Origin of the sequence: Paenarthrobacter sp. Y-19, assembly GCF_029223985.1 — a bacterium.
Taxonomy (GTDB): Bacteria; Actinomycetota; Actinomycetes; order Actinomycetales; family Micrococcaceae; genus Arthrobacter; species Arthrobacter nicotinovorans.
This window is the reverse complement of sequence record NZ_CP119414.1, coordinates 436886-460256: the sequence shown is the minus strand read 5'-3', so window position 1 is coordinate 460256 and position 23371 is coordinate 436886. Positions and strand designations below refer to the sequence as shown.

Annotated in this window: 22 protein-coding genes; 14 read left to right on the top strand and 8 right to left on the bottom strand. The window is 59.6% G+C overall.

Annotated elements, in window-relative coordinates; all coding sequences use genetic code 11:
- Window positions 1-43 precede the first annotated feature (43 nt).
- The 4 genes from istA (at window position 44) to PYR64_RS02220 (ending at window position 4363) form a co-directional block, all read left to right on the top strand.
- Window positions 44-1726: an IS21 family transposase gene (gene istA, locus PYR64_RS02235; protein WP_069695247.1), complete on the top strand. Its 1683-nt coding sequence runs from the start codon at window positions 44-46 to the stop codon at window positions 1724-1726.
- Window positions 1723-2547: an IS21-like element helper ATPase IstB gene (gene istB, locus PYR64_RS02230; protein ID WP_069695248.1), complete on the top strand. Its 825-nt coding sequence runs from the start codon at window positions 1723-1725 to the stop codon at window positions 2545-2547. Before istA ends, istB begins: the two co-directional genes overlap by 4 nt.
- A gap of 97 nt (window positions 2548-2644) precedes the next feature.
- Complete coding sequence (locus PYR64_RS02225; RefSeq protein ID WP_166842605.1) at window positions 2645-3352, top strand: hypothetical protein; 708 nt, start codon at window positions 2645-2647, stop codon at window positions 3350-3352.
- A 555-nt stretch (window positions 3353-3907) separates the two neighbouring features.
- Window positions 3908-4363 (top strand): hypothetical protein, encoded by a 456-nt coding sequence (locus PYR64_RS02220; RefSeq protein WP_139126782.1) that lies wholly within the window; start codon window positions 3908-3910, stop codon window positions 4361-4363.
- 259 nt (window positions 4364-4622) lie between these two features.
- Here the strand turns inward: PYR64_RS02220 and PYR64_RS02215 are convergent, their stop codons facing one another.
- Window positions 4623-5498: an amidohydrolase family protein gene (locus PYR64_RS02215; RefSeq protein ID WP_275778077.1), complete on the bottom strand. Its 876-nt coding sequence runs from the start codon at window positions 5496-5498 to the stop codon at window positions 4623-4625.
- A 189-nt stretch (window positions 5499-5687) separates the two neighbouring features.
- On the opposite strand from PYR64_RS02215, the gene PYR64_RS02210 reads away from it, so the two are divergent.
- From PYR64_RS02210 to PYR64_RS02180, 7 genes are all read left to right on the top strand, one after another.
- Entirely contained in the window at window positions 5688-6638 is a 951-nt protein-coding gene (locus PYR64_RS02210) for a LysR family transcriptional regulator (RefSeq protein ID WP_275778074.1), read from the top strand.
- A gap of 126 nt (window positions 6639-6764) precedes the next feature.
- Window positions 6765-7652 carry an NAD-dependent epimerase/dehydratase family protein gene (locus PYR64_RS02205; RefSeq protein ID WP_275778072.1) on the top strand — a complete coding sequence of 296 codons (888 nt, stop codon included), beginning with the start codon at window positions 6765-6767 and terminating at the stop codon, window positions 7650-7652.
- A 275-nt stretch (window positions 7653-7927) separates the two neighbouring features.
- On the top strand, window positions 7928-8722 hold the full coding sequence (locus PYR64_RS02200) for an SDR family oxidoreductase (protein WP_275778070.1): 795 nt from the start codon (window positions 7928-7930) through the stop codon (window positions 8720-8722).
- Complete coding sequence (locus PYR64_RS02195) at window positions 8719-9204, top strand: hypothetical protein (protein ID WP_275778068.1); 486 nt, start codon at window positions 8719-8721, stop codon at window positions 9202-9204. The genes PYR64_RS02200 and PYR64_RS02195 overlap by 4 nt, the downstream gene beginning before the upstream one ends.
- A 15-nt stretch (window positions 9205-9219) precedes the next feature.
- A complete protein-coding gene (locus PYR64_RS02190; RefSeq protein ID WP_275778066.1) occupies window positions 9220-9558 on the top strand; it encodes a Dabb family protein in 339 nt (112 codons plus the stop codon).
- A gap of 39 nt (window positions 9559-9597) precedes the next feature.
- Window positions 9598-10563 (top strand): NAD-dependent epimerase/dehydratase family protein, encoded by a 966-nt coding sequence (locus PYR64_RS02185; protein ID WP_275778064.1) that lies wholly within the window; start codon window positions 9598-9600, stop codon window positions 10561-10563.
- Window positions 10564-10690: 127 nt separating this feature from the next.
- Window positions 10691-11767, top strand: a complete 1077-nt coding sequence (locus PYR64_RS02180) for an SDR family oxidoreductase (RefSeq protein WP_275778062.1) — start codon at window positions 10691-10693, stop codon at window positions 11765-11767.
- An 85-nt stretch (window positions 11768-11852) separates the two neighbouring features.
- Here the strand turns inward: PYR64_RS02180 and PYR64_RS02175 are convergent, their stop codons facing one another.
- From PYR64_RS02175 to PYR64_RS02155, 5 genes are all read right to left on the bottom strand, one after another.
- Window positions 11853-12908 carry a 1-phosphofructokinase family hexose kinase gene (locus PYR64_RS02175; RefSeq protein WP_275778060.1) on the bottom strand — a complete coding sequence of 352 codons (1056 nt, stop codon included), beginning with the start codon at window positions 12906-12908 and terminating at the stop codon, window positions 11853-11855.
- Between the two features lie 9 nt (window positions 12909-12917).
- A complete protein-coding gene (locus PYR64_RS02170; protein WP_275778058.1) occupies window positions 12918-13859 on the bottom strand; it encodes a transketolase C-terminal domain-containing protein in 942 nt (313 codons plus the stop codon).
- Entirely contained in the window at window positions 13856-14743 is an 888-nt protein-coding gene (locus PYR64_RS02165) for a transketolase (protein ID WP_275778056.1), read from the bottom strand. Before PYR64_RS02165 ends, PYR64_RS02170 begins: the two co-directional genes overlap by 4 nt.
- Before the next feature lie 216 nt (window positions 14744-14959).
- Window positions 14960-15706: an IclR family transcriptional regulator gene (locus tag PYR64_RS02160; RefSeq protein ID WP_275778054.1), complete on the bottom strand. Its 747-nt coding sequence runs from the start codon at window positions 15704-15706 to the stop codon at window positions 14960-14962.
- Window positions 15678-16499 (bottom strand): IclR family transcriptional regulator, encoded by an 822-nt coding sequence (locus PYR64_RS02155; RefSeq protein ID WP_275778052.1) that lies wholly within the window; start codon window positions 16497-16499, stop codon window positions 15678-15680. Before PYR64_RS02155 ends, PYR64_RS02160 begins: the two co-directional genes overlap by 29 nt.
- Window positions 16500-16646: 147 nt before the next feature.
- Here PYR64_RS02155 and PYR64_RS02150 point away from each other — a divergent pair, with 147 nt between their 5' ends.
- Both PYR64_RS02150 and PYR64_RS02145 read left to right on the top strand, forming a co-directional pair.
- The gene (locus PYR64_RS02150; protein WP_275778050.1) at window positions 16647-18125 is read left to right on the top strand and encodes an NAD-dependent succinate-semialdehyde dehydrogenase; all 1479 of its coding nucleotides are present in this window, start codon (window positions 16647-16649) and stop codon (window positions 18123-18125) included.
- Window positions 18126-19128: 1003 nt separating this feature from the next.
- The gene (locus PYR64_RS02145; RefSeq protein WP_275778048.1) at window positions 19129-19338 is read left to right on the top strand and encodes a hypothetical protein; all 210 of its coding nucleotides are present in this window, start codon (window positions 19129-19131) and stop codon (window positions 19336-19338) included.
- 590 nt (window positions 19339-19928) lie between these two features.
- Here the strand turns inward: PYR64_RS02145 and PYR64_RS02140 are convergent.
- Both PYR64_RS02140 and PYR64_RS02135 read right to left on the bottom strand, forming a co-directional pair.
- Window positions 19929-20057 (bottom strand): ATP-binding protein, encoded by a 129-nt coding sequence (locus PYR64_RS02140; RefSeq protein WP_275778046.1) that lies wholly within the window; start codon window positions 20055-20057, stop codon window positions 19929-19931.
- Window positions 20058-20110: 53 nt separating this feature from the next.
- Window positions 20111-20260 carry an ATP-binding protein gene (locus PYR64_RS02135; RefSeq protein WP_275778044.1) on the bottom strand — a complete coding sequence of 50 codons (150 nt, stop codon included), beginning with the start codon at window positions 20258-20260 and terminating at the stop codon, window positions 20111-20113.
- Window positions 20261-21906: 1646 nt separating this feature from the next.
- On the opposite strand from PYR64_RS02135, the gene PYR64_RS02130 reads away from it, so the two are divergent.
- Complete coding sequence (locus PYR64_RS02130; RefSeq protein WP_275778043.1) at window positions 21907-23205, top strand: transposase; 1299 nt, start codon at window positions 21907-21909, stop codon at window positions 23203-23205.
- Window positions 23206-23371 lie beyond the last annotated feature (166 nt).

Genomic DNA, 23371 nt, shown 5'->3' with positions numbered 1-23371 from the left:
GTTGGTTCCATCAGTGGATGGATGCGACGGAGGGTTGGTCCGGATGGAGTCGAGGGTGGAGTTGTTTGCGCGGATCCGACGGGATGCCCGGGTTGAGGGTTTGTCGGTGCGCGCATTGGCGGCAAGGCATAAGGTCCATCGCAGAACCGTGCGGCAGGCGTTAGAGGCTGCGATTCCTCCGGATCGGAAACCGCGGCGCGGTGTTGCTTGGCGGCTGGAACCGTTCAAGACCGCCATTGACCAGATGCTTGTCGATGACACGGCTGCTCCACGGAAACAGCGGCATACAGCCCGAAGGATACTGGCGCGGCTGATTGAGGAGCGCGGAGCGACAGAGCTGTCGTATTCGACGGTGAGGGATTACGTGAGGGTGCGCCGGGCCCAGATCGATCTGGAAGCCGGCCGCAGGGTCGAAGTCTTTGTCCCTCAGGAACACGCACCGGGCGCCGAAGCGGAGGTCGATTTCGGTGAGGTCTTTGTCGTGCTCAATGGTGTGAAGACCAAGTGCCACATGTTTGTGTTCCGGCTCTCCCATTCCGGCAAAGCCATCCACCGGGTCTACCCTACCCAAGCCCAAGAAGCTTTCTTGGAAGGCCATATCGAGGCGTTCAAGGAGATCGGCGGTATTCCGGTCAAACACATCCGCTACGACAACCTCACCAGCGCCGTAACCTCGGTGTTGTTCGGGCAGGGCAGGAACCGGCATGAAAACGACCGCTGGGTGCTATTCCGCTCCCACTACGGGTTTGACGCTTTTTACTGCCAACCAGGGATCGCCGGCGCTCATGAGAAGGGCGGGGTCGAGGGCGAGGTGGGATGGTTCCGTCGGAACCGGCTCACGCCGATGCCTGTGGCTGCGTCCCTGGAGGAGCTAAACGACCGGATCAGAGGTTGGGAGTCCAAAGATGAGGACCGGAGGATCAACGACAGGATCCGTACCATCGGCCAAGACTATGCGGCAGAACGGCCCTGCTTGGGGCCGTTGCCCGTGGAAGAGTTTGATCCCGGGCTGGCATTGAACCCACGCGTTGATCGTTCATCAATGGTCACCGTTCGTATGGTGAAGTACTCCGTTCCGGCGCGGTTCATCGGACGGCAGGTCCGGGTCTCGTTGCGGGCATCCGACGTCGTGGTTTTTGACGGACGCGTGGTGGTGGCCAGGCACCAACGGCTCGCGGCCCGGACGGGGTGCTCGGTCCAGCTGGACCACTATCTGGAGGTCTTGAAGACCAAGCCCGGCGCGCTTCCCGGGTCTACCGCCCTGGCCAAAGCGAGGGAATCAGGTGCGTTCACTAGCGCCCATGAAGCGTTCTGGGCTGCCTCGCGCAAGGTCAACGGCGATGCCGACGGGACCAGGGAACTGATCGATGTCCTGTTGCTGCACCGCTGCATGGATCCCAATGATGTTAAAGCTGGGATCGTCGCCGCCCTTGGCGTTGGGGCCGTCAGCGCCGACGTCGTCGCGGTAGAGGCCCGGCGCCACGCCGCCGCAGCCCCATCGGGTGGGGCCAGCTCGGATCGCCATCCCGGTGAACACGCTGACGTGAAAATGCAACGAGTTGTCAGCCTGACTCAGCGCCGGCTGACCGATCCGGCAGCCGTTATCGCAGGATTGCCACGGGATACCCGGCCTTTGCCCTCGGTCAATGCCTATGACGAGTTGCTGGCCAAGCGCAGTCAACACACCACCGATAAGGAAACGGCATCGAAGGAGAACATCTCATGAGCCCAACAGCCCCGGCGGCCACGATCACACCAACGCTGCGCCGACGGCGTGGCCTGACCGAACAAGCCGCCATCGCCGCCGTGGATCAGGCTTGCCGCAGGCTCCGGCTACCCACCGTCCGCGCGGTCCTGAACGAGGCTCTTGCCGTGGCCGGGAAAGAACAACTCACCTATCAGGGCTTCCTGGCCGAGCTGCTACTGGCAGAATGCGATGACCGTGACCGGCGCTCGTCCATCCGAAGGGTGAAGGCCGCGAACTTCCCGCGGAACAAGTGGCTCGGTGACTTCGATTTCGATGCCAACTCGAACATCAACCCCGCGACAATTCACACGCTCGCAACCGGGGACTGGATCCGCAAAGGCGCACCCCTATGTCTGATCGGGGATTCGGGAACCGGAAAATCTCACCTGCTGATCGGGCTCGGCACGGCGGCCGCTGAACAGGGCTACCGCGTCCGATACACCCTTGCAACAAGGCTCGTAAATGAACTCGTCGAAGCTGCGGACGAGAAGATGCTTGCCAAGACCATCGCCCGTTACGGCAGGGTCGATCTGCTCTGCATCGACGAGCTGGGATACATGGAACTGGACCGCCGGGGCGCCGAACTACTCTTCCAGGTCCTGACCGAACGCGAAGAGAAAAACTCAATCGCCATTGCCTCCAACGAGTCGTTCTCGGGTTGGACGAAGACCTTTACGGACCCTCGGCTCTGCGCCGCAATCGTGGACCGGCTGACCTTCAACGGAACCATCATCGAAACTGGCACCGACTCTTATCGGCTAGCCCATACCATCGCCCAACAAGTGCCTTCGTCAGTCTGATTGGAGCCAACCTGGACGGTTAGGGACAGCTGCCGCAAAGGAGCGCCGCCTCGGCCCAGATGTAGAGGAAACGGGGTAGCCGGCCCGGTGTCCAGGGGTGGATACTCACGTCAAGAGCTTCGTTCTTTTTGGGTGCGTCGTTCGGGGCGGCTTTGCCGACAGTGCGTTGACCGATGACAGTTGTGCCGTCTTCCGCCTTCATAAGACTGTTTCATTTCCGCCTCATTGCCCCTGTCAGGGGCCATTGCCCAAAGGCCATCAAGGCATTAGCCTTGCTCCATCCAATGGATTTACTCTCTCTGGGGGGGCAGAAGTAATGCATGGCAAATGGAAAATTGCGCTAACAGCCGTAGCCGTTGCTGGCGTCGGTGTAGCCGCTGTTGCTGCGTCATCACCGTCTGAACACGCTGTCGGAAAAGCAGCGGACATCGTTCCCGCGATGGCATCCCAACAGCAATTGTCAGACCGTTTACCCGAGTCCGCTGCCAAGACGTTTTCGTCAACCGGCATCGATCCGGCATCCGTACGGTTGGTGGGCAAAACCACCAATCTTCAATACTTTGCGGCCGCCATGGGAAGCGATCAGATCTGCATCGTCACGGTCGGACAGGACGGCTCCGGTCAAATGATGGGCTGCACCTTCGTCAAGGGATTCGAAGGATATGGCCTCCGCGTGGCCAACCCCGACAAAAGCGAAGAAGCGTGGCTTGTAGTCCCGGGCAGCACTCAAGCTGCTGCAGCCAGCGACCCCGAAAAATGGGACGCTACCGCTCCGAATTTTCTCGTGAAGGGAAGCACCCGCTAACCCGAGGGCGTGCCTGAACACAGGCCGGCCGAATTCGACCCTTCGAACACTCACGTCAGAATTGGATGGGACCCGACATGCACGTCGTAAAACGCGCCTCACTAACCCTTCTCGCCGTAACAGCACTGGTGCTTGGCTCCAGCCAGGCCGCGAATGCCTGGGGCAGCAACAGCTGGTACGTTCAACCAACAAACTGCAACCCAGGAACGTTCTACGGAACCAGCTGGTACGACTTCCCGAATGGCTTAGCTAAAGCTCAAACTTCCGAAAGCGGTAATTACTGCTGGTTTGGAAACGTCAAAGTCACCAGTGCAGTCCGTGACAATTGGGGCAACGGCTACGGGTGGAGCTCGGCAGCGAACTTCACCCAGACCTACTTTCCCACATCTTATGGAGGGTCATGGGGTGGCATCCACGCCTGGGGAGACTCCGGCGGTCGCCTGACCTAAGTCCTGGATTAGGGCCGGGCGACCGATTCGGAAACCCGGCCCTCGCCAAGGAATCCTCGCCGTGCTCTGATGAGTAGTGATGACGGGTTCGCACAAGGGAGCAGACATGAACGGGAATCTTGAACCGTTGTTTCGGGCGGATCCCGCGCCGAGACCGGTGAAGGGCATTCTCCTGGGCTTCACGGCCGCCCTATGCTGGTGGATTGGTATCGCCGGGACGGCGAACAACTCCGGCGGCACCCCATACCTCGTAGTCCCTGCCCTGGTCACTGCATTAGCGTTTGTAGTTGTGCGCCGAGAACGGAACGCTCGGGGCAGATACTTCAAGACCCCGCCAATCCGCAGGCATCGCTTCGCTTTGCCCCGCGCCCGGGCCATGATCGCAATCCTTTGCGGGTTTACGGCCCTGCTATCTTGGTGGATCGCCATAGTTGCGTTCGTTGTCAGCGGTGGCGACATCCAGGCCATCATGGTCTTTCTCTTCGTCCCCGTCGCAAGCACTATAGGGACGTTCTTTGCTGCCCGTAGCGCTGGGTGGATGGGTAAAGGCAACCACTGCTAGTCCGCGCCCCGTCCCCACAAGCTGGGCCTTCTCATACACGGCCGCCCTCGATGCCACGCCCAAACCATCAGACCGATCGCTTCCCCCAACCGGTTCTACACTCGTGGGGTCGGCAGGGGCCGACAAAGGATGCCGGTCAATCCACGGCCGTTACACGGCCGGGCAATGGCCGGTCTCCGTTTCCGTCAATCAGCCATCCTTCCGTCTCCGACCCGCATGCAGCCAAAGAAACCCAGGACACTGGGGCGGCACTTCGAATCTAAGATTGCCCAATCCTCAAGCTGGGGCCAGAAATAGCCGTCCTACCGGGGCCATTTTTAGTTGACATATTCAAAAGTTTGTCCGCGCCGACGAAGAGCAGCGTCTGGCCTAGCCGGTGCAGCATGGGATAAGGCTGAAGGTAGTACTGGTTGTGCCACAGCGGAAGCATCAGATAGATGTTGGGGAAGCGCGAAGCGATGCTGACCAGCTCATCAACGTATGGATCGCCGAGGTGATGGATGCCGAAGTTCAATTCCGGGAAATCGTAGGCGGCCATTTGTATGTCGTTGGGACGGAATGCTTCCACTGGCTGCATGCCCAAGGGGTATCCCTTGTGGAACTGCACCATCTTGATTCCGAGCTCAATGGCCTTTTCCCATAGGGGGTAGGCGATCTCCTTATCGTCAGCTCGCCAATGATGGTTCTCATCGTGATATTGGTAGAACTTGAAGCTGACAGCTCCCCACTCCTTCACCTGCCGTTCCATCTCTTCCAAAGCGAAGTCCAACCCCTGCCAGACAGGGTCAACCCCGCCGGTGAAGTAGAACCGGGAAGGGTTGGAAGCTGCCAGCTGATAGTTCAATTCCGCTGGTCCCAAGGAGTTCTGCCACTGCCCGAAGAGCGGCACGGTGCACACCATGGCTATGTCAGTGTCCGACTCTTCGAAAAGCGTCTTGTTCGCCCAGTCAACGTCCACCGGATCATAGAAGTCCGGCTTGTCGGCAGGACCCTTTGTTGCCATCAGCTTGTTGAACTGCCCCTGGTTGGTGCGGTGGGCCCGGACCTGCCGGCCGTCCCCGCCCGGCCGCACCTGCCGGTCGGTGAAGTCCTGCGTATGAACCACGCAGTCGAAGACGAACATTCCGTTTTTCATCGTTTTTCCTCCAAGGATTTATGCAGAGCTGCAACTGAGTCGGAACCCGCACTCGGGCGTTTGAAGTGCGGACGCCAAGCCGCTTTTCATGATCTGACGCCTCCAGCTTGTGGTGCGGCACACAGGAAAGTCCAAGAGCTATTTCCAGCCAAATGCATAACCTATGCTTATAAGGTGACTTTGAGGCAGATGGAATATCTACTGGTAGTGGCCGAAGAGGGATCCTTCACGCGAGCCGCTGAGCTCCTTCGCGTTTCCCAGCCGGGATTGAGTCAGCAGATTCGTGCGCTTGAGCGCACGGCGGGCGGCGAACTTATCGAGCGGACCACGGGAACTGTGCGGTTGACCCCCGCCGGTCGGGCTTATGCCGAGCATGCCCGAATTGCGTTGAAGGCAGCCGAAGACGCTAGGAAGGCCGCCCGCGAAGTCCTTAGTGGAGAAGCGGGTGAACTGGTGATCGCCACGGTACTTTCGATAGCCGCCGGAATCCTCCCTCCGTCCCTCCTCCGTTGGCACACAGACAATCCGAGGATCCCGGTCACGCTGTTGGAGTACGCCCACAGGAGAACCCTCGAAGAGTCGGTGGCATCCGGCGCCGGTGATCTCGCCGTCGGGCCTACACCAAAGCAGTGGAGTGGCCCCGTCGTCGATCTTGGACACGAAATTTTTGTGCTGTACCTGGCCCCCGAGGACCCCATTCTGAAGGAGGTCCAGCCATACGAGGGCAAGGTGCCCAAGGGGGCGCCACAGTCACGTGGAGTCCTCCCCGTGAGCGCCCTCCATGCTCATTCATGGATCACTTTCGAGGGAAACCATGGACTGGGTGAGTTCATCCGTGAATACATGCAGTCCGCCGACGTGACTCCTGACTTCGTGTTCCACACAGGTCAAATAGACAGCGCTGTGAAACTGGCCGGCGCGGGTGCGGGGGTTGCCCTGCTCCCGGCAAATGCCTTACCGATGGACGGCCCCGGGGTCGCTGTAGAGCCGTTTCCCGCTTTGACCCGCGACTTGGCCGTGTACAGCCGCACCAAGCTATCGCCCACGGCCAAGAGATATGTGGACCTTCTGCAGAAACTTCCTGCAGTTCTTGAGCCGCCCGAAAGTCATCACCGGAAACAAAACAACTCCCAGCCATAACCACCGCTCATGGGAGTCCAAACAGACTTCTATTAGAGGCCCGCCCCTTACCATGAAACGATATCAACGGGCGTCTCAGTGCGGGATCCGAAGCGTCCGGTAGACGTTCAGCCGAAGGGAACAAGAATGTCTGTACTCGTCACCGGCTCAACCGGATACGTCGGGCTGGCCGTTGCGTTGCGGCTCAAAGCGGCGGGCCACGAAACGTTCGGGCTCACCGACACTGTCACGGGGACGAAAGTCCTGGAGTCCAGGGGGATAACTCCGATCCTGGCCACGCTTGAAGACGGCGAAACCATCCGGAATGTCACACAGCTCGTTGACGCTGTGGTCGACGTTTCCGGCCACCTGCCAGCCGCCAAGCTTTTTCTGGCCACCTTGGAGGGGACGGAGAAACGATACATCCGAAACAGCACCTCGAGGGTTTACGTGGACGCCTCACTCGGTTCGTTGAGCAGGATCGTCCACAAAGAGGGCAAGACAGTATCTCCCATTCGCGGACTTGCCGAGATCCTCGAAACGGATACCCAGGTCCTGCAGGCGGCGGAAATGGGTATTCACACCACTGTCCTGAGGCCTTCTATTCCCTATGGAGAGGCCAGCGGTCCGGTCATTGGAGGGCTGATAAAACGCGCCATCACCGCGGGACGAAGCCTCTACGTTGGTCCTGGCGCCAACAGGCAATCACATGTCTACCTTGCGGACCTTGCGGAGTCGTTTGTCCTGGCGGTGGAGAAAGCACCATCCGGGAGCTTGTACAACATCGCCGCCGGCGAATCATCCCTGGCTGACATTTCTCAGGACATCGCAACAATTCTGGGTTACCCAGAAGCACTGTCATGCACCATGGACGCCGCCTATGAGGCATACGGAGTGAAATTCGTCGACGGCGTCGTGGCCGGCAACTGCCGGGTTGATGCCACGAAGGCCAGAATTGAGCTTGGATGGCTGCCCAAAGGGCCGGGCCTACAGGACGAGCTCCGCGAAGGCTCATACGCCTTGATGTGGTCCTAACCGACTAACGTCAGCTACGGAAAATCAGCCATCCCAAAGCCATAAGCAGCGCTTTGGTCCGGCATTGCATTCTGGTCTTGGACGCCCTGCCCGCCTTCGTGGAAACATTGAAACAAGCCCAAGTCGAGGGCCTCAGGATTCTCCACTACCCGCCTACGCAAAATCACCCCATCAATTCCTGATCCTCGAACCCGAGACCCGCCGCCGCGTGGCAGCTAAGCTCGGTGTCCTCTGCGAATACCTAATTTGCATGAACAGAGGAAGGCACACGGACCATGCACAAAATCTTCAGTGGCAAAACTGTCCTCATCACAGGTGCGAGCCAAGGAATCGGGCTCGCGGCCGCCGAACATTTCCTCGAGGAAGGAGCGAATGTTGTTGGAGTCAGCCGCGAACCAGCGGAAATGACAATCACAACCAGCACGAATGCCGACCATTTTCTCCATATCTCCGCGGACCTGTCTCTTCCCGCGACCCCTGAGATCGCGGTACGGCAGGCCCTACAACGCTTCGGCGGGATCGACATCCTCGTCAACAACGCAGGGGCCATAGCGGTCCGGCAGGGCTTTCTTGATGTCACCGATGAAATGTGGGAAGCCACTATGGAACTCAACTTTATGGGCTACGTCAGAATGTGCCGGGAGGTTCTTCCTCATATGCTTCGAACCGGTTCAGGATCAATCATCCACGTGGGATCGGAAGCAGGACGAACTCCCCTGGTGGACGCTCCAGACTACAGCGTTTCAAAGGCGGCTATTTTGTCCCTGTCCAAGCTCCTGTCCCGGGAATTCGGACCGAACGGAATCCGGTCCAATGTTGTAGCTCCGGCGCATATTTACACACCTATGTGGGATAGGCCCGGAGGCTTTCTTGACTCCCAGGCACGCAAATTTCAAGTGCCAAGAGAAGAAGCAATCCAGGCCTTCGTGGAAGACACAGGGCTCCCCGTGGGGAGACTGGGGACCGCCGACGATGTCGCTCCAGTGATCCTCTTCCTCGCCTCACCGGCCGCAGGCTTTATCACCGGGGCCGAATACACCGTCAATGGAGGCGTCACGACATTCGTGTGATCCTCTCTCACCCGCTATTAAGAGGATGCATCGTGCCAACCCAAGAAAACCAAGCCACCATTCCGCACGGAAGCCAGCGGGCGGGGGCCGTGGTAGCCCGCAACTTCGATGGCTGGCCTGCCGAGGTCCTCCAGGAATTTCATGACAACGCCCACAACTTCACGGTGGGGCAGCGCATAGTTTCCGAAACAGAAGACTTAAGGGTTTGGGAAATCAGGCTGGATCCCGGCCACCGACTGCCCGCCCACCGCCATGTTCTGAACTACTTCTGGACCGCCGTCAGCGCCGGACGCAGCCGACAGCACGAGGACGATGGGACCACCAGGGAAGTGGACTACGCCGAGGGTGACACTCGTCACTTTCACTTCGGACCCGGCGAATACCTTCTTCACGATCTGGAAAACATCGGGCAGTCTCAACTGGTCTTCGTCACCGTTGAGCACAAATCCAATATCAAACAACTGAAACAACAACAGAGATAGGGCGCAGGAAACACGATGTTCTACCAACTCGTCAGCTTCACTTTCCCCGAGGACATCACAAAGGAGGCACGATCCAGCTTCGAGGACGCATTGCGCGCCCTTCCCGGGAAAATCCGGGAACTAGAAGAGGTACGGGTCATCCGCGCCTATGATGACGTCAACGTCACCGGTTATGTGTCCGTGTTTGAGTCGGAAGAAAATTACAAACGTTATCTCGAACACCCGGAACACGCCCCCATTGGGGTCTTGGCCGAAAGCGTCTGCTTAGACATTCGCCGCCTCCTCCTGGACGACGACACTCCCAGCATCCTCCCGCCAGAGCAGCAGGAAGAACCGCTAAGCCACCTGGCCTAAGCAGTCCCATAGAGAAACCCCGCAAAACTAAGGAAACCCATGCATATCTTCGTCACTGGTGCCACCGGATACATCGGACAGGCCGTTTCCCAGCGGCTCCTCCAGTCCGGCCACTCCGTCAGCGGTCTCGTCCGGAGCGAAAGCGGTGCCAAGGCGCTGCGCGCCCGCGGCATCGTTCCTGTGTTCGGAGGGCTCGATGACTCTACGGTCCTCAGGGCAGCAGCCCTATCTGCGGATGCAGTTATTGATACGGCAACAGCCGATCATGCTGAGTCCACCCAAGTGTTCCTCACCGCGCTGGAGGGAACCGGCAAGAAATTCATCCGCACCAGCGGAACGGGTATCTACACGGACCTAGCACAGGGCGAGCTGAACCCAACTATCTTTACCGAAGAGGTCCCGCATTCCCCTGCTGAGATTGTTGCAACGCGATATGCCACGGACCTTGCCGTGATCGACGCCGCCGGCAGGGGTATCCACACTGTTGTCCTGCGTCCCTCCATGATCTTTGGCGATGGCGCCAGCGAACAGCTGCCGTTACTCATCCGCCAGGCCATCACGTCAGGCCGCAGCCTATACGTCGGCCGCGGTGACAACCGTTGGTCCAACGTATACATCGCCGACCTGGCAGAAGCCTACTTCCTTGCCTTGCACAACGCTCCCACCGGCAGCGCCTACAACCTGGCGGCTGGTGAAGCGCGCATGGGAGACATCGCAGAGACCATCGCAGGGCTGGTCGGCCTCCAGGCTGCCGAGTCGTGCCCGCCGGAGGTCGCGTACGAGGCCTTGGGTCAGCGCTGGGTGGACGTGGCCATTTCAAGCAACAGCCGTGTGGACTCGGCGAAGGCTCGCACAGAGCTGGGCTGGAATCCCGTAGGACCTGATCTGCTGGACGATCTTGGATCCGGCTCCTACAAGCGGATCTGGGCTTACAAGGGAGACCCGCACGATCACGTGCAAGCAGTGGCGAGCGACGATGCCCTCGAAGGTGCCGACTCCCACTAAGGGGAAAGCAGCGTCCAAACGCTACAGCAACAACGCGCACATAGTGCGTGAATAACGGCTTGGGCCGGGCCATAGGCCCGGCCCAAGCTATTTTCAGACTTAAGCAGCGAACTGGGATGGAAATGTAATGAACGAACTTCGGAACGTGAGACACGGCCGGGTCATGGTGGTTGGAGCACACGGAGTCATAGGGCGGGCCGCAGCTCTGGAGCTCGCCAACGCGGGCTGGGACGTGGTGACCGTTGCTAGGCGTGGGCCTTTGGAAGAATTGAAAACCCGGAGCAATGTCCTGCACGTGAGTGTCGACCTACTGGATCTGGACGCGGTGAAGGAGCGTTTCGCACCCTTGGCGGCGGTCACACACGTTGTCTACGCCGCCTACCTCGACCTGCCGATGCGAGCAGCCGTGGCGCCCAACACCGCCATGCTGATGAATACGCTTGATGCCCTTCAGTCCCTAGGGGTGAATCTCACCAGAGTGGTCATGGTGGGAGGCGGAAAATCCTATGGGGAACATTTGGGCCACTATAAGACACCCGCGAAGGAATCAGATCCACGCTTCCTGGGACCTATTTTCTACAACAACCAGGAAGACGCCCTGAAGCAGCGCGCTCTCGACCGGAAATTCTCCTGGACGGTTCTGCGTCCCGATGGGGTATTCGGTTTCAGTGCAGGATCTCCCATGAATATCGTCAACGGGTTGGCCGTTTTTGCCGCAGTCAGCAAAGAACAGACTGTGCCGCTACGTTTCCCCGGCCTCCCTGGAACGTGGAATGCCCTGCATCAAGCCACAGATTCGGCGCTCCTGGCACGCGCCATTTCGTGGGCGCTGACCGCTGACGGCGCACACGCAGAAATCTTCAACGTCACCAACGGCGATAACTTCCGCTGGAGCCAGCTTTGGGTCGACCTAGCCGACTTCTTCGACATGCCGACGGCGGAACCCCAGCCGGTGCCCTTGGTTGAGCACATGAGCGATAAGGAAGACCTCTGGCAAACCATGGTCACCCAGTATGGACTGCGTCCAACCCCATGGGCCACCATTGCCTCGTGGCCATTTGTCGAAGGCTGGCTGGCTTCCGACTTTGACATGGTGCAAAGCACCATCAAGATCCGCCAGGCCGGTTTCCACGACTGCATCGACTCCCACCTGAGCCTCCTGAATCACTTGAACTTCCTGCGCAACAACCGCTACATTCCGTAGGTACTATCCGCGGCCGAAAGAAGCCAGGGCCCGTGGTTGCGAGACGCGGGCCCTGGCGGATTGTGGATGGTAAGTAGTGGCGAACTTACCGGGAGAGAAGGTAGTCGGGGTCCGGGGCGGAAACCGAGATTCCCTTTGGAGAGAAAACTACTCGAGGGAGGATGGTGGTTGGTTCCTGGACGGCGAGCGCGCCCCAGGCAACCGCCCGGGCCAGTGCCTCACGAACCACCTCATGCGTGAAGGGGGCGGCCGAGGCGTGGGGCAACGCGCTGAGATATCCGGCCAAGGCAGCGTCGCCCGCCCCGGTGGTGTTGAGGACTTTAGCGGAGGGTCCCCGCGCCCAGAGGACCTCGTGCTCGTTCACTTCAACGAGTCCGTCACTGCCCAGGCTGGCCAAGACCGTCCGAACTCCCCTTTTCCGGAGCAGGTTCGCTGCGTAGACCACATCCCGCATAGTCCTCAGCTGCGTTCCGGTGATATCTGCGAGTTCCTCCTTGTTTGGTTTCACCAGGTCCACCGGATTTGCTGAGGACGCCCAAGCTCTGAGGGTTTCTCCTGACGTGTCCAGGCAGGTTGAGGCACCAGCCCGGCGTGCCGCCCGAAAGAGGTCTCCGGGATCGACTTCGCGGCCCGTGGTGGTGTCCGCCGGCAGGGATCCTCCGAGGACGAGCCAGTCTGCTTTGACTCGTTCGACTTCGTGAAGTGTTGCCGCGCACAGTTGGTGCCACTTTGCAGTGGACAGAGGTGCGGCACTCTCATTGAAGTTCGTGGTCGCGCCGTCCGTGTCGACAATTATCGCGTTCACCCGTGTGGGCGCAGTGACCTCCACGGTCTTGAAGACCTTCTTACGAACGCTTTCGCTGCCCTCGGCCAGTTCAAGGTCCTCGGCATTGATGGGCACTACAGCGGTGGCGACGTTCCCAGCGAGGCTAAGGGCGCGTGCAACATTGATGCCCTTGCCTGCGAGGTACGTTTCCACCCTGGTGGCCCTGTTGACGTGGCCCTCGACCATTCGATCAAGAAAGTAGACCCTGTCTATCGCAGGGGCGGGAGTGAGGGTAACGATACGCGACAAAGATGATAGCGCGGCCTGCTTCACTGTTTCACGTGGGCCCAGGGTCTGGAGTGGCTTGGACATCATGGCCTTCATTCACTTCCGCGTGTTCAGGCTAGCCTTGATCTGCTGGGCGACCTTGGCAGGAGACAATCCGTATTTATCCAAAAGGAAATCGTTTGGTGCAGACTCGGACCAGCGATCCTCGAGTCCGATCCGGGTCACCCGCGCGGGCTCTGGAGATCCAGCAGTAAGCTCGCAAACGAGCCCGCCGAGTCCCCCCAGCACGCTGTGTTCTTCCACAGTGACAATCAACTGAGCGCCGCCGAGTTCATGCAGCAACTCATGCTCATCCAGGGGCTTCAACATCGGTACGTGAATGTGTTTCGCCCCAATACCTTCCAGCTCGAGGGAATCTAAGGCTTGAGAAACCCTTGAGGTCTGCACGCCCGTGGAAACTACCGTGAGATCGGAGCCATCCCGAAGGACGACAGGCTTGTACGGGGTAAAGACGTAGTCGTCTTCAAAGACGGCCTGAACGGCGTCCCGCGCGAAGCGAATGTATACGGGTCCGTCGTACTCCGCCACCCACTTAATCGCCGCGCGCGCTTCCGCAGCATCTGCGGGGGCGATGACGGTCATATTCGGCATGGCCCGCATGATGGCAAAGTCTTCGATGTCCTGGTGCGTTTTGCCACTGGAACCGTTCAGTAAGCCGGCATAGGCCGCCGCAATACGAACCGGGGCCTTGGTCTGTGAAACAAGCATTCTCACTTGGTCCAGGGCACGGTGGGTGAAGAAGACTCCGAACGAGGACAACCATGGTCGGTATCCGAGGGTGCTGAGGCCGAAAGCCATGCCAACAATGTTCTGCTCGGCAATGCCTACTTGGATGAACCTGTCAGGGTGGGACTCAGCCAGGATGTCTGCCCTGGTTGAAGTTGCAAGATCGCCATCCAGAACGAGGATCCGCTCATCAAGATCCGAAAGCTCAGATAGCGTCTCACCCCAAACCTGACGCTGCGCTTTGATGCTCACTTGGCTGCCTCCATGTTCTGGCCGAGTTCTTCGCGGGCGATCCGCAGTTGTTCTTCAGTGGCTATGCCGTTGTGCCACTTGTAGGTTCCTTGGGTAAACGAGACGCCGAACCCTTTGGTGGTGTTCGAAATAATCGCGGTCGGTTTGCCCGAGACTCCGCGAAACGACTGTGCAAAGGTGAGGGCGTCCGATATTTCTTTCAGGTCGTGCCCATTGATGCTGATCGTGTTCCAGCCAAAGCCCGCGAACACGGCCTCCAAGTCCACGTGCCCCACGGGTTCGCTGCGGTCGAAGCGGTCCTCCGGCCCAGCCGGCCAGCCATACTGTTGGAGTCCGTTGACATCCACGATCGCCGTAAGGTTGTCGAGTCCAAACCTTGGCGCGGAGAGGACTGTCTCCCACACCATGCCTTCTTCGATCTCGCCATCACCCAGCATGACCCAGGTATGGAAGTCTTTTCCCAGCTTTTTGGCTCCGAGCGCCATCCCCGCACCGCTGGAGAGGCCTTGCCCCAATGATCCGGTGGACGCATCGACTCCGGGGGTCAGAAGCATATCCGGGTGCCCTTGAAGGCGAGAGTCTCCGTGATCAAAGCTGGCCAGTTCGTCTACCGAAAAATACCCGCGCAGGGCTAGCACCGTGTAGAGGCCGACGGCGCAATGGCCTTTCGACAGGATGAACCGGTCCCGGTCCGGGTCCTGAGGGCTATTTGGATCTATTCGCAGGTGCTTGAAGTACAGCGATACAAGCACGTCCATAGCGGACAAGGGTCCACCGATGTGTCCGGCTTTGCTGGAGGCAACAGTGTCAATGACCCGCCATCGGGCTTCCTGAATGATGCTGCTCAGTTCCAGGTCTGTAAGGACCTCGGTTTTTATGTTCATGGGGTAAACCTCTCTCAACGACGTATCCTCAATTTACCGCCATATGGACATCTTGTCTATGAGATGAGAATAGAGAATGAACGCGAGCGCTGGAGGTAGTTGAAAAAGGTGTGGAGTACTTAGCTGCCGCAGGACGAGGCGCGCGCCACGGCCAAGCATCAAGAATCCGGGGTGAGCTACAGGGGTAGTCCGAGGGGAGGATGACGAGGCAGCGGCCTATTGGGAGGCCTTGAGCGCTTCCTGGATCCGGAAGGCGGACGTCAGCAACTCGTTGGCATACTCCGGCTCATTCCCCAATATGTCATCAGTCAACCCGGCCAGTGATATGGCGCAGCTAAGTTCGCCAGCGGGCCCGAAGACCGGAACACCCAATGCCGAAACGCCGAGGGTTACATCTTCGTTTGAGACACTGTAGCCTCGGTCGCGAATCGCCTTGCCGTCGCGTTCCAGCGACTCCAGCGAAGCCAGAGTTTTGGGCGTCAATTGTTCAAAAGGGGAACCTGAAAGCCGAGCAAGCAGGCCGGGAGAATAAGCAAGGACAGCCCGGCTGGTTGCACCAGCGTTGACCGGCAACGTGCCGCCGGGACTGAGAGCCAGAAGGGAGACCCGAGTGCCCCTGACCCAATCGAGGCAGGCAACTCGGTTATCCCTAGGGGCGCAAAGGTAGACGGTTTGACCTGTGACCTGATTCAGCCGTTGAAGTTCGCCTTGCGCCGCCCGAGCTTCAGGAAGCGCGTCCAGAACCGCACGGGCCAGGTGAAGCACTTCCACACCAAGCTGACTACGCCCGTCCTCGGTCGTGGAGACCAGACCTACCAGCCTCAGTGCGTCGATCAACCGGTAGACGCTGGGCCGCGGCATATCGAGCTCCTCCGCCAACTCGCTGATTGGCAGGGCTCCCTTCTCAGCCAGGGAATGGAGCAGCTTACTACTCTTAGCTAGCAACTGGATTGGCTTGGCCATGGTCCACCTTTCCATCACGTAGATCCGAACCGAGCTTTTCACTCACGGCCCGCGCCGCTTGGGTCACCAATGCGACGGCATCGAATTCGCCGGAAAAGAGACGGCGCGACAGTCCGCTGATCGACAGCGCGCCGACGACATGACCCTTGTGGTCAAAGATCGGAGCGCCAACGCCCCCAATCCCATCAACCCAGTCGGCCTCGGCAACAGCCACACCAGTCGCAGCCGTTTCATCCAACAGCTTCACCAACTGAGCGCCATCGGGGGCTATTGCACTAATGGGAGGCTTGGAGGCGAAATCTCGAAGGTATCCGGCCACGAACTCCGGGCTTTCAAAGGCGAGTATCGCCCTAGGGGCAACCCCCTCCCCCAGTGGCAGCGACTCGCCCAGCCGAAGGCTGTGTATCTGGACGTCCCGCCCGTCGATTCTCTCGATGCACACGGCCGACGTCCCGCGACGGATGCAGAGGAACACGGTCTCCCGGGAAGCTTCATGGAGGCGGATCAGTTCCGGGAGGGCAAGCTGACGAAGGTCAAGCTGGGCTTCGAGTCGAGATCCCAGCAGGAGGAAGTCCAAGCCAAGGCGGAACTTGCCGCGCTTGGCGCCTTGCTCAACCCACCCGATTGCGTCCAGCGACGAGAGCAACCGGTACAGCGAGCTCACGGGCTCCCCTGTCGCTGCAGACAACTGCCCAACAGTGAGCTCCCCCGAGGCGGCCAGAGCCTGAAGAACGGCGGCCGACTTGGTCACCAAGCCCATGCCTCCGACGGAAGCCTCCGAATTCTCAGTCATATTACTTCTCTCACCCCGCGGACAACCTTTTCACATTGACGATACGGGGCTCGTTAGCCCCAAGCAAGAAACTCATATTCCCGCCCTGCAGACAGGAAGTCCGCATGGCGATAGAATGAAACGACACCACCTAGCAAGGAGAACAAGATGACATTTGTCCTGCGCGAGAGCGAGTTGCTCGCCTCGGTACCCACCGGCCTATTGATTGGCGGCGAATGGCGGCGGGCTGCCTCCGGCGCGACATTTGACGTCGAAGATCCCGCCTCTGGCAAGGTCCTGGCAAGCATCGCGGACGCTGCGCCCGAGGACAGCTTGGGTGCCCTCGACGCGGCCGCTGCCGCCCAGGAGTCATGGGCCGCCGTCGCACCGAGGGACCGCGGTGAAATCCTTCGCCGCGCTTTCGAGTTGGTCACAGAGCGGGCCGATGATTTTGCCCTGCTTATGACGCTCGAGATGGGCAAACCCTTGGCCGAAGCCAAGGGTGAAGTCGCTTATGGGGCCGAGTTTTTGCGCTGGTTTTCGGAAGAAGCCGTCCGTACCTGGGGCCGCTACTCGGTTTCTCCCGATGGGAAGTCACGGCTCCTGGTTCAAAAGAAGCCGGTGGGGCCCTGCCTCCTGATTACACCGTGGAATTTTCCCCTCGCTATGGCCACAAGGAAGATCGCGCCCGCCGTGGCCGCGGGGTGCACCATGGTGCTCAAGCCCGCAAGATTGACTCCACTTACTTCCCAGCTATTTGCCCAGGTCATGCAGGAGGCCGGCCTTCCCGCCGGGGTTCTCAACGTGGTTCCGTCCACGAGGGCTGGCGCCACCACCGGACCGCTGATCAAAGATTCCAGGTTACGGAAGCTTTCATTCACCGGTTCCACGGAGGTCGGTAGGCGCCTGCTTGCCGATGCCTCGGAGACGGTGCTGCGAACTTCGATGGAATTGGGTGGGAATGCGCCGTTCGTCGTCTTCGACGATGCGGATATTGATGCCGCCGTGGATGGCGCCATGTTTGCGAAGCTTCGCAATATGGGCGAAGCCTGCACCGCTGCGAACAGGTTCATCGTCCAGGAGTCAATCGCTGACGAGTTCACGGAGAAATTTGCAGCACGCATGGCCTCGCTGACTACCGCCCGCGGAACGGAGCCAGGCTCACAGATCGGGCCCATGATCGATGCCAAGAGCAGGGACAAAATCCACTCCTTGGTGACAGAGGCGGTATCTGCCGGCGCCACGGCAGTTACCGGCGGGGCCCCAATTGATGGGCCTGGCTACTTCTACGCGCCAACAATTCTCACAGGAGTGACCGAAGGGTCTCCCATTCTCTCCGAAGAGATATTCGGCCCCGTCGCACCCATCGTTACCTTCTCAACGGAGGAGGAAGCGATCCGACTCGCCAACAACACGGAGTACGGGCTTGCTGCCTATGTTTTCACTAGGGATTTGAACCGTGGTTTGAGGATGAGCGAGAAGCTCGATACCGGCATGCTGGGGCTGAACGCAGGGATCATCTCCAATGCGGCAGCCCCCTTTGGAGGAGTAAAACAATCCGGACTCGGTCGCGAAGGTGGACTTGAGGGCATTGAGGAATACCTTTCCACCCAATACGTGGGCATCGCTGTTCCGGCTGGGTCTTAGGAAATCCAAAAAGGGCGGTGACTGCGATCCGCGCATGTCTTGCGAGGCAAGCCGCGGGTCGCACGCCGGTCCAATCTGATGCGATGAGATGGGCTAAGAGCGATTTCGACGGCCGAGAGTGGGAAGCTGAAGAGTTTGACCGTCAGGACCCCGAGATACAGCGACGTTTGCGACCCTCATTAGTATGCCTAGGCTGCGGTGCCCCGGCAGCGTTTCAGTCCTCATCGGCCAGGCGAAGGCCCACATTCGGGGCACGCCACCGAAACGGCTGCGTCGTCTGCACTCCAGGGTGGGGTGTGTTTCGGTACCTCACGTGAGACACCCAGAGTGCCACGCCGCACTCCTGGGCCTTTCAAACGTTGCAGCAGGATTCGCGACAGCCCTTCCGACAAGAAAGACCCGTCATGCAAGAAGAGTACAAGGCGCAGAAGTCCGTGACTGTCTCTGTGGACAATTGCCAAGAACGCGACGACCGTCTCGAGGCTGCAGTCACATCGCTACGCGACATTGCCACAGAACTCCGCATAGGAATATTGGTAACGCGGCAGAGTCCGCAAGCGTTCACTGTTACGGTCAGTCCGTTGGTGCCTTTCGGTATGACCCGGGAGGCGGACGAGAGCGGAGACAAAGAATGTGACGTCAGCCCCGGGCTGAAATGATGCGGAACGGGACTGGGAGAACTTTTTAACCCGTACGAGTAGTCAGGCGCTATCACCGGCGGGCAGGGGCCCGCAGAATCGAAGGGTATACCCCCACCCCATCGGTGGTGGCTGCGATCCGAAGCGTGGCCATGGTAGTTGTTACCCATATTGACCGTCGGGTTATCGGCCCCAAGGATGCTGTCACAGCTCATTCTCAGATGCCGGTAGGACCAGACGCGTCAGGCAAGGCGAATATCACCCTGTAATGCGTCGGGATGGTGCACTCATGGACTGCTCGAAGTCGCCACCAAGGGCTTTGGCATGGTCTTTACGGCAGTCACTGGGAAAGGGATGATCATTTCATGCCAGTCGCAAGCGTTGTGCGCGCACTCAAGGTCACGTCTTGGGCACTCGTTGCCCTCGGCTTCGTGCTGCTGGCGACCGGCATCCTGACTGGCTTATGGGCCTGGGCCTACATCGCATTGATAATGGCAATGTCGCTTGCGGAGTGGATACTTAGGGGCCGCGAGGAAATCCGACAGGAACGGGCCCACCAGACGAACGCCGACTAGGGTCGGACATGCCCACGGTTCAGTCAGCGGCACCCGTCAAGCAAGTAGTCGCGTGGGCACATCGACTCTTAGGAGAGAGCCATTCGCACCCCGCTGGCAGTGACATCCGTAGTGGTGCCTGCGGGCACAGCAGCCCACAGGAGGCCGTGCGCGCCGATATTCTGACGACGCTTCGGGTGCCCCGGGTCAGAGTAGCCCGACAACACACGTGCATCTTTTCGATGTAACGTGATTCCCGCGATAGAGCATCCTCGATCTCCACGAGAGGCGGGTGGTTCTGGGGATGAGCCACACGCGTAGTCCATCTGAGAGACGCAGATGCGCTCCGCGTTCTTCCGCGAGAGAGACGCGGGTGCTTTTACCTCCCACCTCGCCCTCGTTCGTACGAGAGACGCAGGTGACTCCGACAAAGGTGGTACGACGATACAAGCCAAGGACGTGTGTCTTGACGGCACGGTGTCAATGACCATTAGTTTCTGCCCACGGGCGGCCAGTTGATGTTCCCGCTGGTGGCCAGTAGTTCCGCCCGGTGATGACCAATGGATCTGCCCACTGATTGGTTCGGCGGGATTGGCCATGGTCGGTTTCGGTTAGTTCAGTTGGGTGACTCCTTTTCCGGCGAGGGCCTGGGTGAGGCGGATGGAATCGCCACTGTTTTGGCAGTCGTGGGCGTGGTGCAGGAGCCGGTCCACGGTTGCTGTGGCCAAGGTTTTTGGCATGAGCTCGTCGAAGCCCGGCTGGGTGCAGGTTCGGGAAGATCGCGACGGAGCGTTTATTCGTAGACGGCGTCCAGGACCCGGTAGAGCACATCGGCGGCGTCGGTGGCCACGGGCAACAGGCCGATGTCATCGATCACCACGAGTTCGGATCTCAGGATTCTCGTTACTGCGCGGGTGACGCTGTCGTCGCATGCACGTCTCACCAACTGGACAGCAGTGATGGGCTTGGCGACGCACCGTGTCAGGGTGGGTAAATGCCATAGGTGCCCGCGAGGAACCAAACGATCGGTGGGAGTATGACAGCCCCGGGACGTTCCATCCGGAGGCCCGGTACAGATCTCAGATGGAGACACTCTATGGTTCCTGCCGAGCCCACCATCAACTGATAGCTTGTCAGCCCGCCGCTCCACTGCTGGCTCCGGCGGCCGCCAGCAGTTAACACCCACCAAATACCTAAAAGGGTCACTGCGAACCCAGCAATCGAAAGCAGACCGAAAACCGCCCAGTGACGCCGGGAAACCAGGGGCCGGATAGGCTGAGGAGGCTGAAAAGTGGGACAAGGATGGGAGCGGTTTGGTTAAGGGGAAGACCTGCTTTGAGGGCGGCTGCCAGGCACCGGCAATCAAGCGGGACATGTGCGAGAAGCATTACAAGGCGTGGTTGCGTAAGCAGCCGCAGTGTCGGGCGAAAGGCTGCACTACAAGATTATTCCCCATGGACAGGAAAACGAGATCCGACTACTGTCGGCCCCACGAGCAGCTAGCTCTCACAACCAGATCCAAAGCTGCCCAAGAGAAGACACTGGTCAGATTCCTTAGCGCTATCGAACCTGACTGGGTGTATGGCTGCTGGTTATGGCGAGAAACCCCTGATGACGGTTACGGAAAGTTTCACGCTGGCGGGCCATGGCTAGCCCACCGCTTCGCATACGTCTGGTTCTACGGTGGCCACGCCAAGGGTAAGACTTTGGACCACATTTGCAACCGTAAGCTCTGCGTGCGGCCAGACCACATGCAGGTTGTCACCGGGACTGTAAACACCAAGCGCCGCGATGCGAGAGCCTTTGCTCCCCCCGAGACGGCCTGGGTCTTGGGCCACATCCCTGTCAGCCCGGAAATGGACGCGTGGGCCGAAGCCAATGGTCTGCCCTACGGGAACCCGGCCGGGTTGGGACACCTTGCCAGTTTCGCCGGAGTTCCAACACGTCCCGAAATTGGTCGCCCCAGGAGATCCCTTCCCAGCAACAACGCTGAATCCTGCTGATCCTGGCGGCTCCCCATTCCGTACGCGAGGAAAGGCGCTCGCACTACGCCTCGAACATGTGGCAGGCCCTGCAGGATATCCACCCGTTGTGCATTTGTTCCGCCGAAGGCAGGTCCCAGACTCGCGGTAGACATGAAATCCGGAGTCCCATCCGGGCCGCGCGCGATTCTATGAACAACTCCATTTTTACGCCTATGGCATGCTCGGGACACTACTTGTATCTGATTTGCTCATCGCTCTGCTGCCGCCTCGATACGGAGTGACTGATGGACGGCTCTGAGCAGGCACAAACAATTCAGTGACGTCACAGTCGAGGACCGCGGCGATGTCTCACAACCGCTCATAAGCAACACTCTTCCGACCCCACTCGATCCCGATGATCATGGTCCGGCTCAGGCCTGACTCCAAGGCCAGGGCTTCCTGTGACACGCCCTGCTCAAGGCGAATCTCCCGGATGCGGCCCCCAACAAGCTCCCGCCTTTCAGCACATCGGAGCGTTTGCTCCTCGGAAGACTGCTGCGGACGTGTAGGCACAAATCAATGCCAGTCGAAGTACACTGGGGCTTGTCTGCCGCACTAGTAACACATGGTAGTTTTGACGCTTCTAGACGGGGTGGCTTTCGCCACATTAGGACCTGCGGTGATCCGCTCTTACAAGTTCCGCATGTACCCGACTTCGAAGCAGGACGCACTGCTCCGGGCGATGCTGGACGACCACCGGTCCCTCTACAATGCTGCATTGCAGGAACGTAGGGATGCGTGGAAACGTGGGAAGCAGATTTGGTTTGCCGATCAGGATGCCCAGCTGACTGCGATACGTGCAGAGGACAAGGATCAAGCGCGCTGGTCCTATTCGGCGCAGGAACAGACACTCCGACGGCTTGACAAGGCTTTTAAGGCCTTCTTCCGGCGCGTCAGAGATGGTAGAGCCCCTGGATATCCCCGTTTCAAGGGCATCGGCTACTTCGACACGGTGGACCACCGCAATGGCGACGGTGCTAAGTGGGACTCACACCCGACTCAGACCAAGGTCTACTTTCAAGGTGTTGGCCACATCAAGGTCAGGCAGCATCGCCCTGTCGTTGCACGGCGGTTGACCAGAATCGGCATCAAGCGGGAAGGCAGGCGCTGGTATGTCATCCTGGCCGCCGATCAGGCTTTGCCGGCGGCGCTGCAAATGACCGGCGTCATGGTTGGGATTGACCTGGCCACTGGGCCCAACGGGCTGGCGTACACCTCTGTGGGAGAGCGCATCGAAAACCCCGCATACGGCAGGGCCTCCCAGTCCCGGCTGGCTGACGCCGACCGGATGCTGTCCCGCACCCAGCGGGGATCCAACCGCCGACGCAAGGCCCGGCAGCGGCTCGCCGATGTGCATCGGAAGATCAGGAACCAGCGCCATGACTACCTCCACAAGGCGGCACGCCGGCTCGTGGACCGGTACGACGTCATAGTGGCCGAAGACCTGAACATCGCTGGCATGACTCGGCGTGCAGCGCCCCGGCCCGACGGGGCCAGGGGCTACGAGCACAACGGAGGGAGCGCAAAGACTGGACTCAACCGGTCCATCCACGACGCGGGCTGGGGATTGTTCCTGGAAATGATACGTGCCAAGGCTGAGAGCGCCGGGCGGGAATTCATCCAGGTCGACCCCGCCTACACGTCCCAATCATGCAGCAAATGCGGGCACCGAGAAGCCGCCAACCGAAATGGCAAGTTTTTCCGTTGTCTCTCATGTGGGCATGTTGATGACGCCGATGTCAACGCGGCAGTCAATATACTCAAGGCCGGACTGGCCCTGCGTGACGTGGCGGAAACCGCGCCACGAGAAGCCCATTTCATCGGAATGACTTCACTTGAGGCTGGGCGTGTCCCTTCAGGTTAGGTACCGAGACGTCGGCGGCATGCCCGGCGTCACGACGTTCAGGGCCGGGCTGGCCCTGCGTGACACGGCGGAAGCCGCGCTACGAGAAGCTCGCATTGTGGAGTGATGTCACATCTTTCTAAGTACGTCAGGGGGCAGATGAGGCGTTGTCAAGAAATACAGGCCC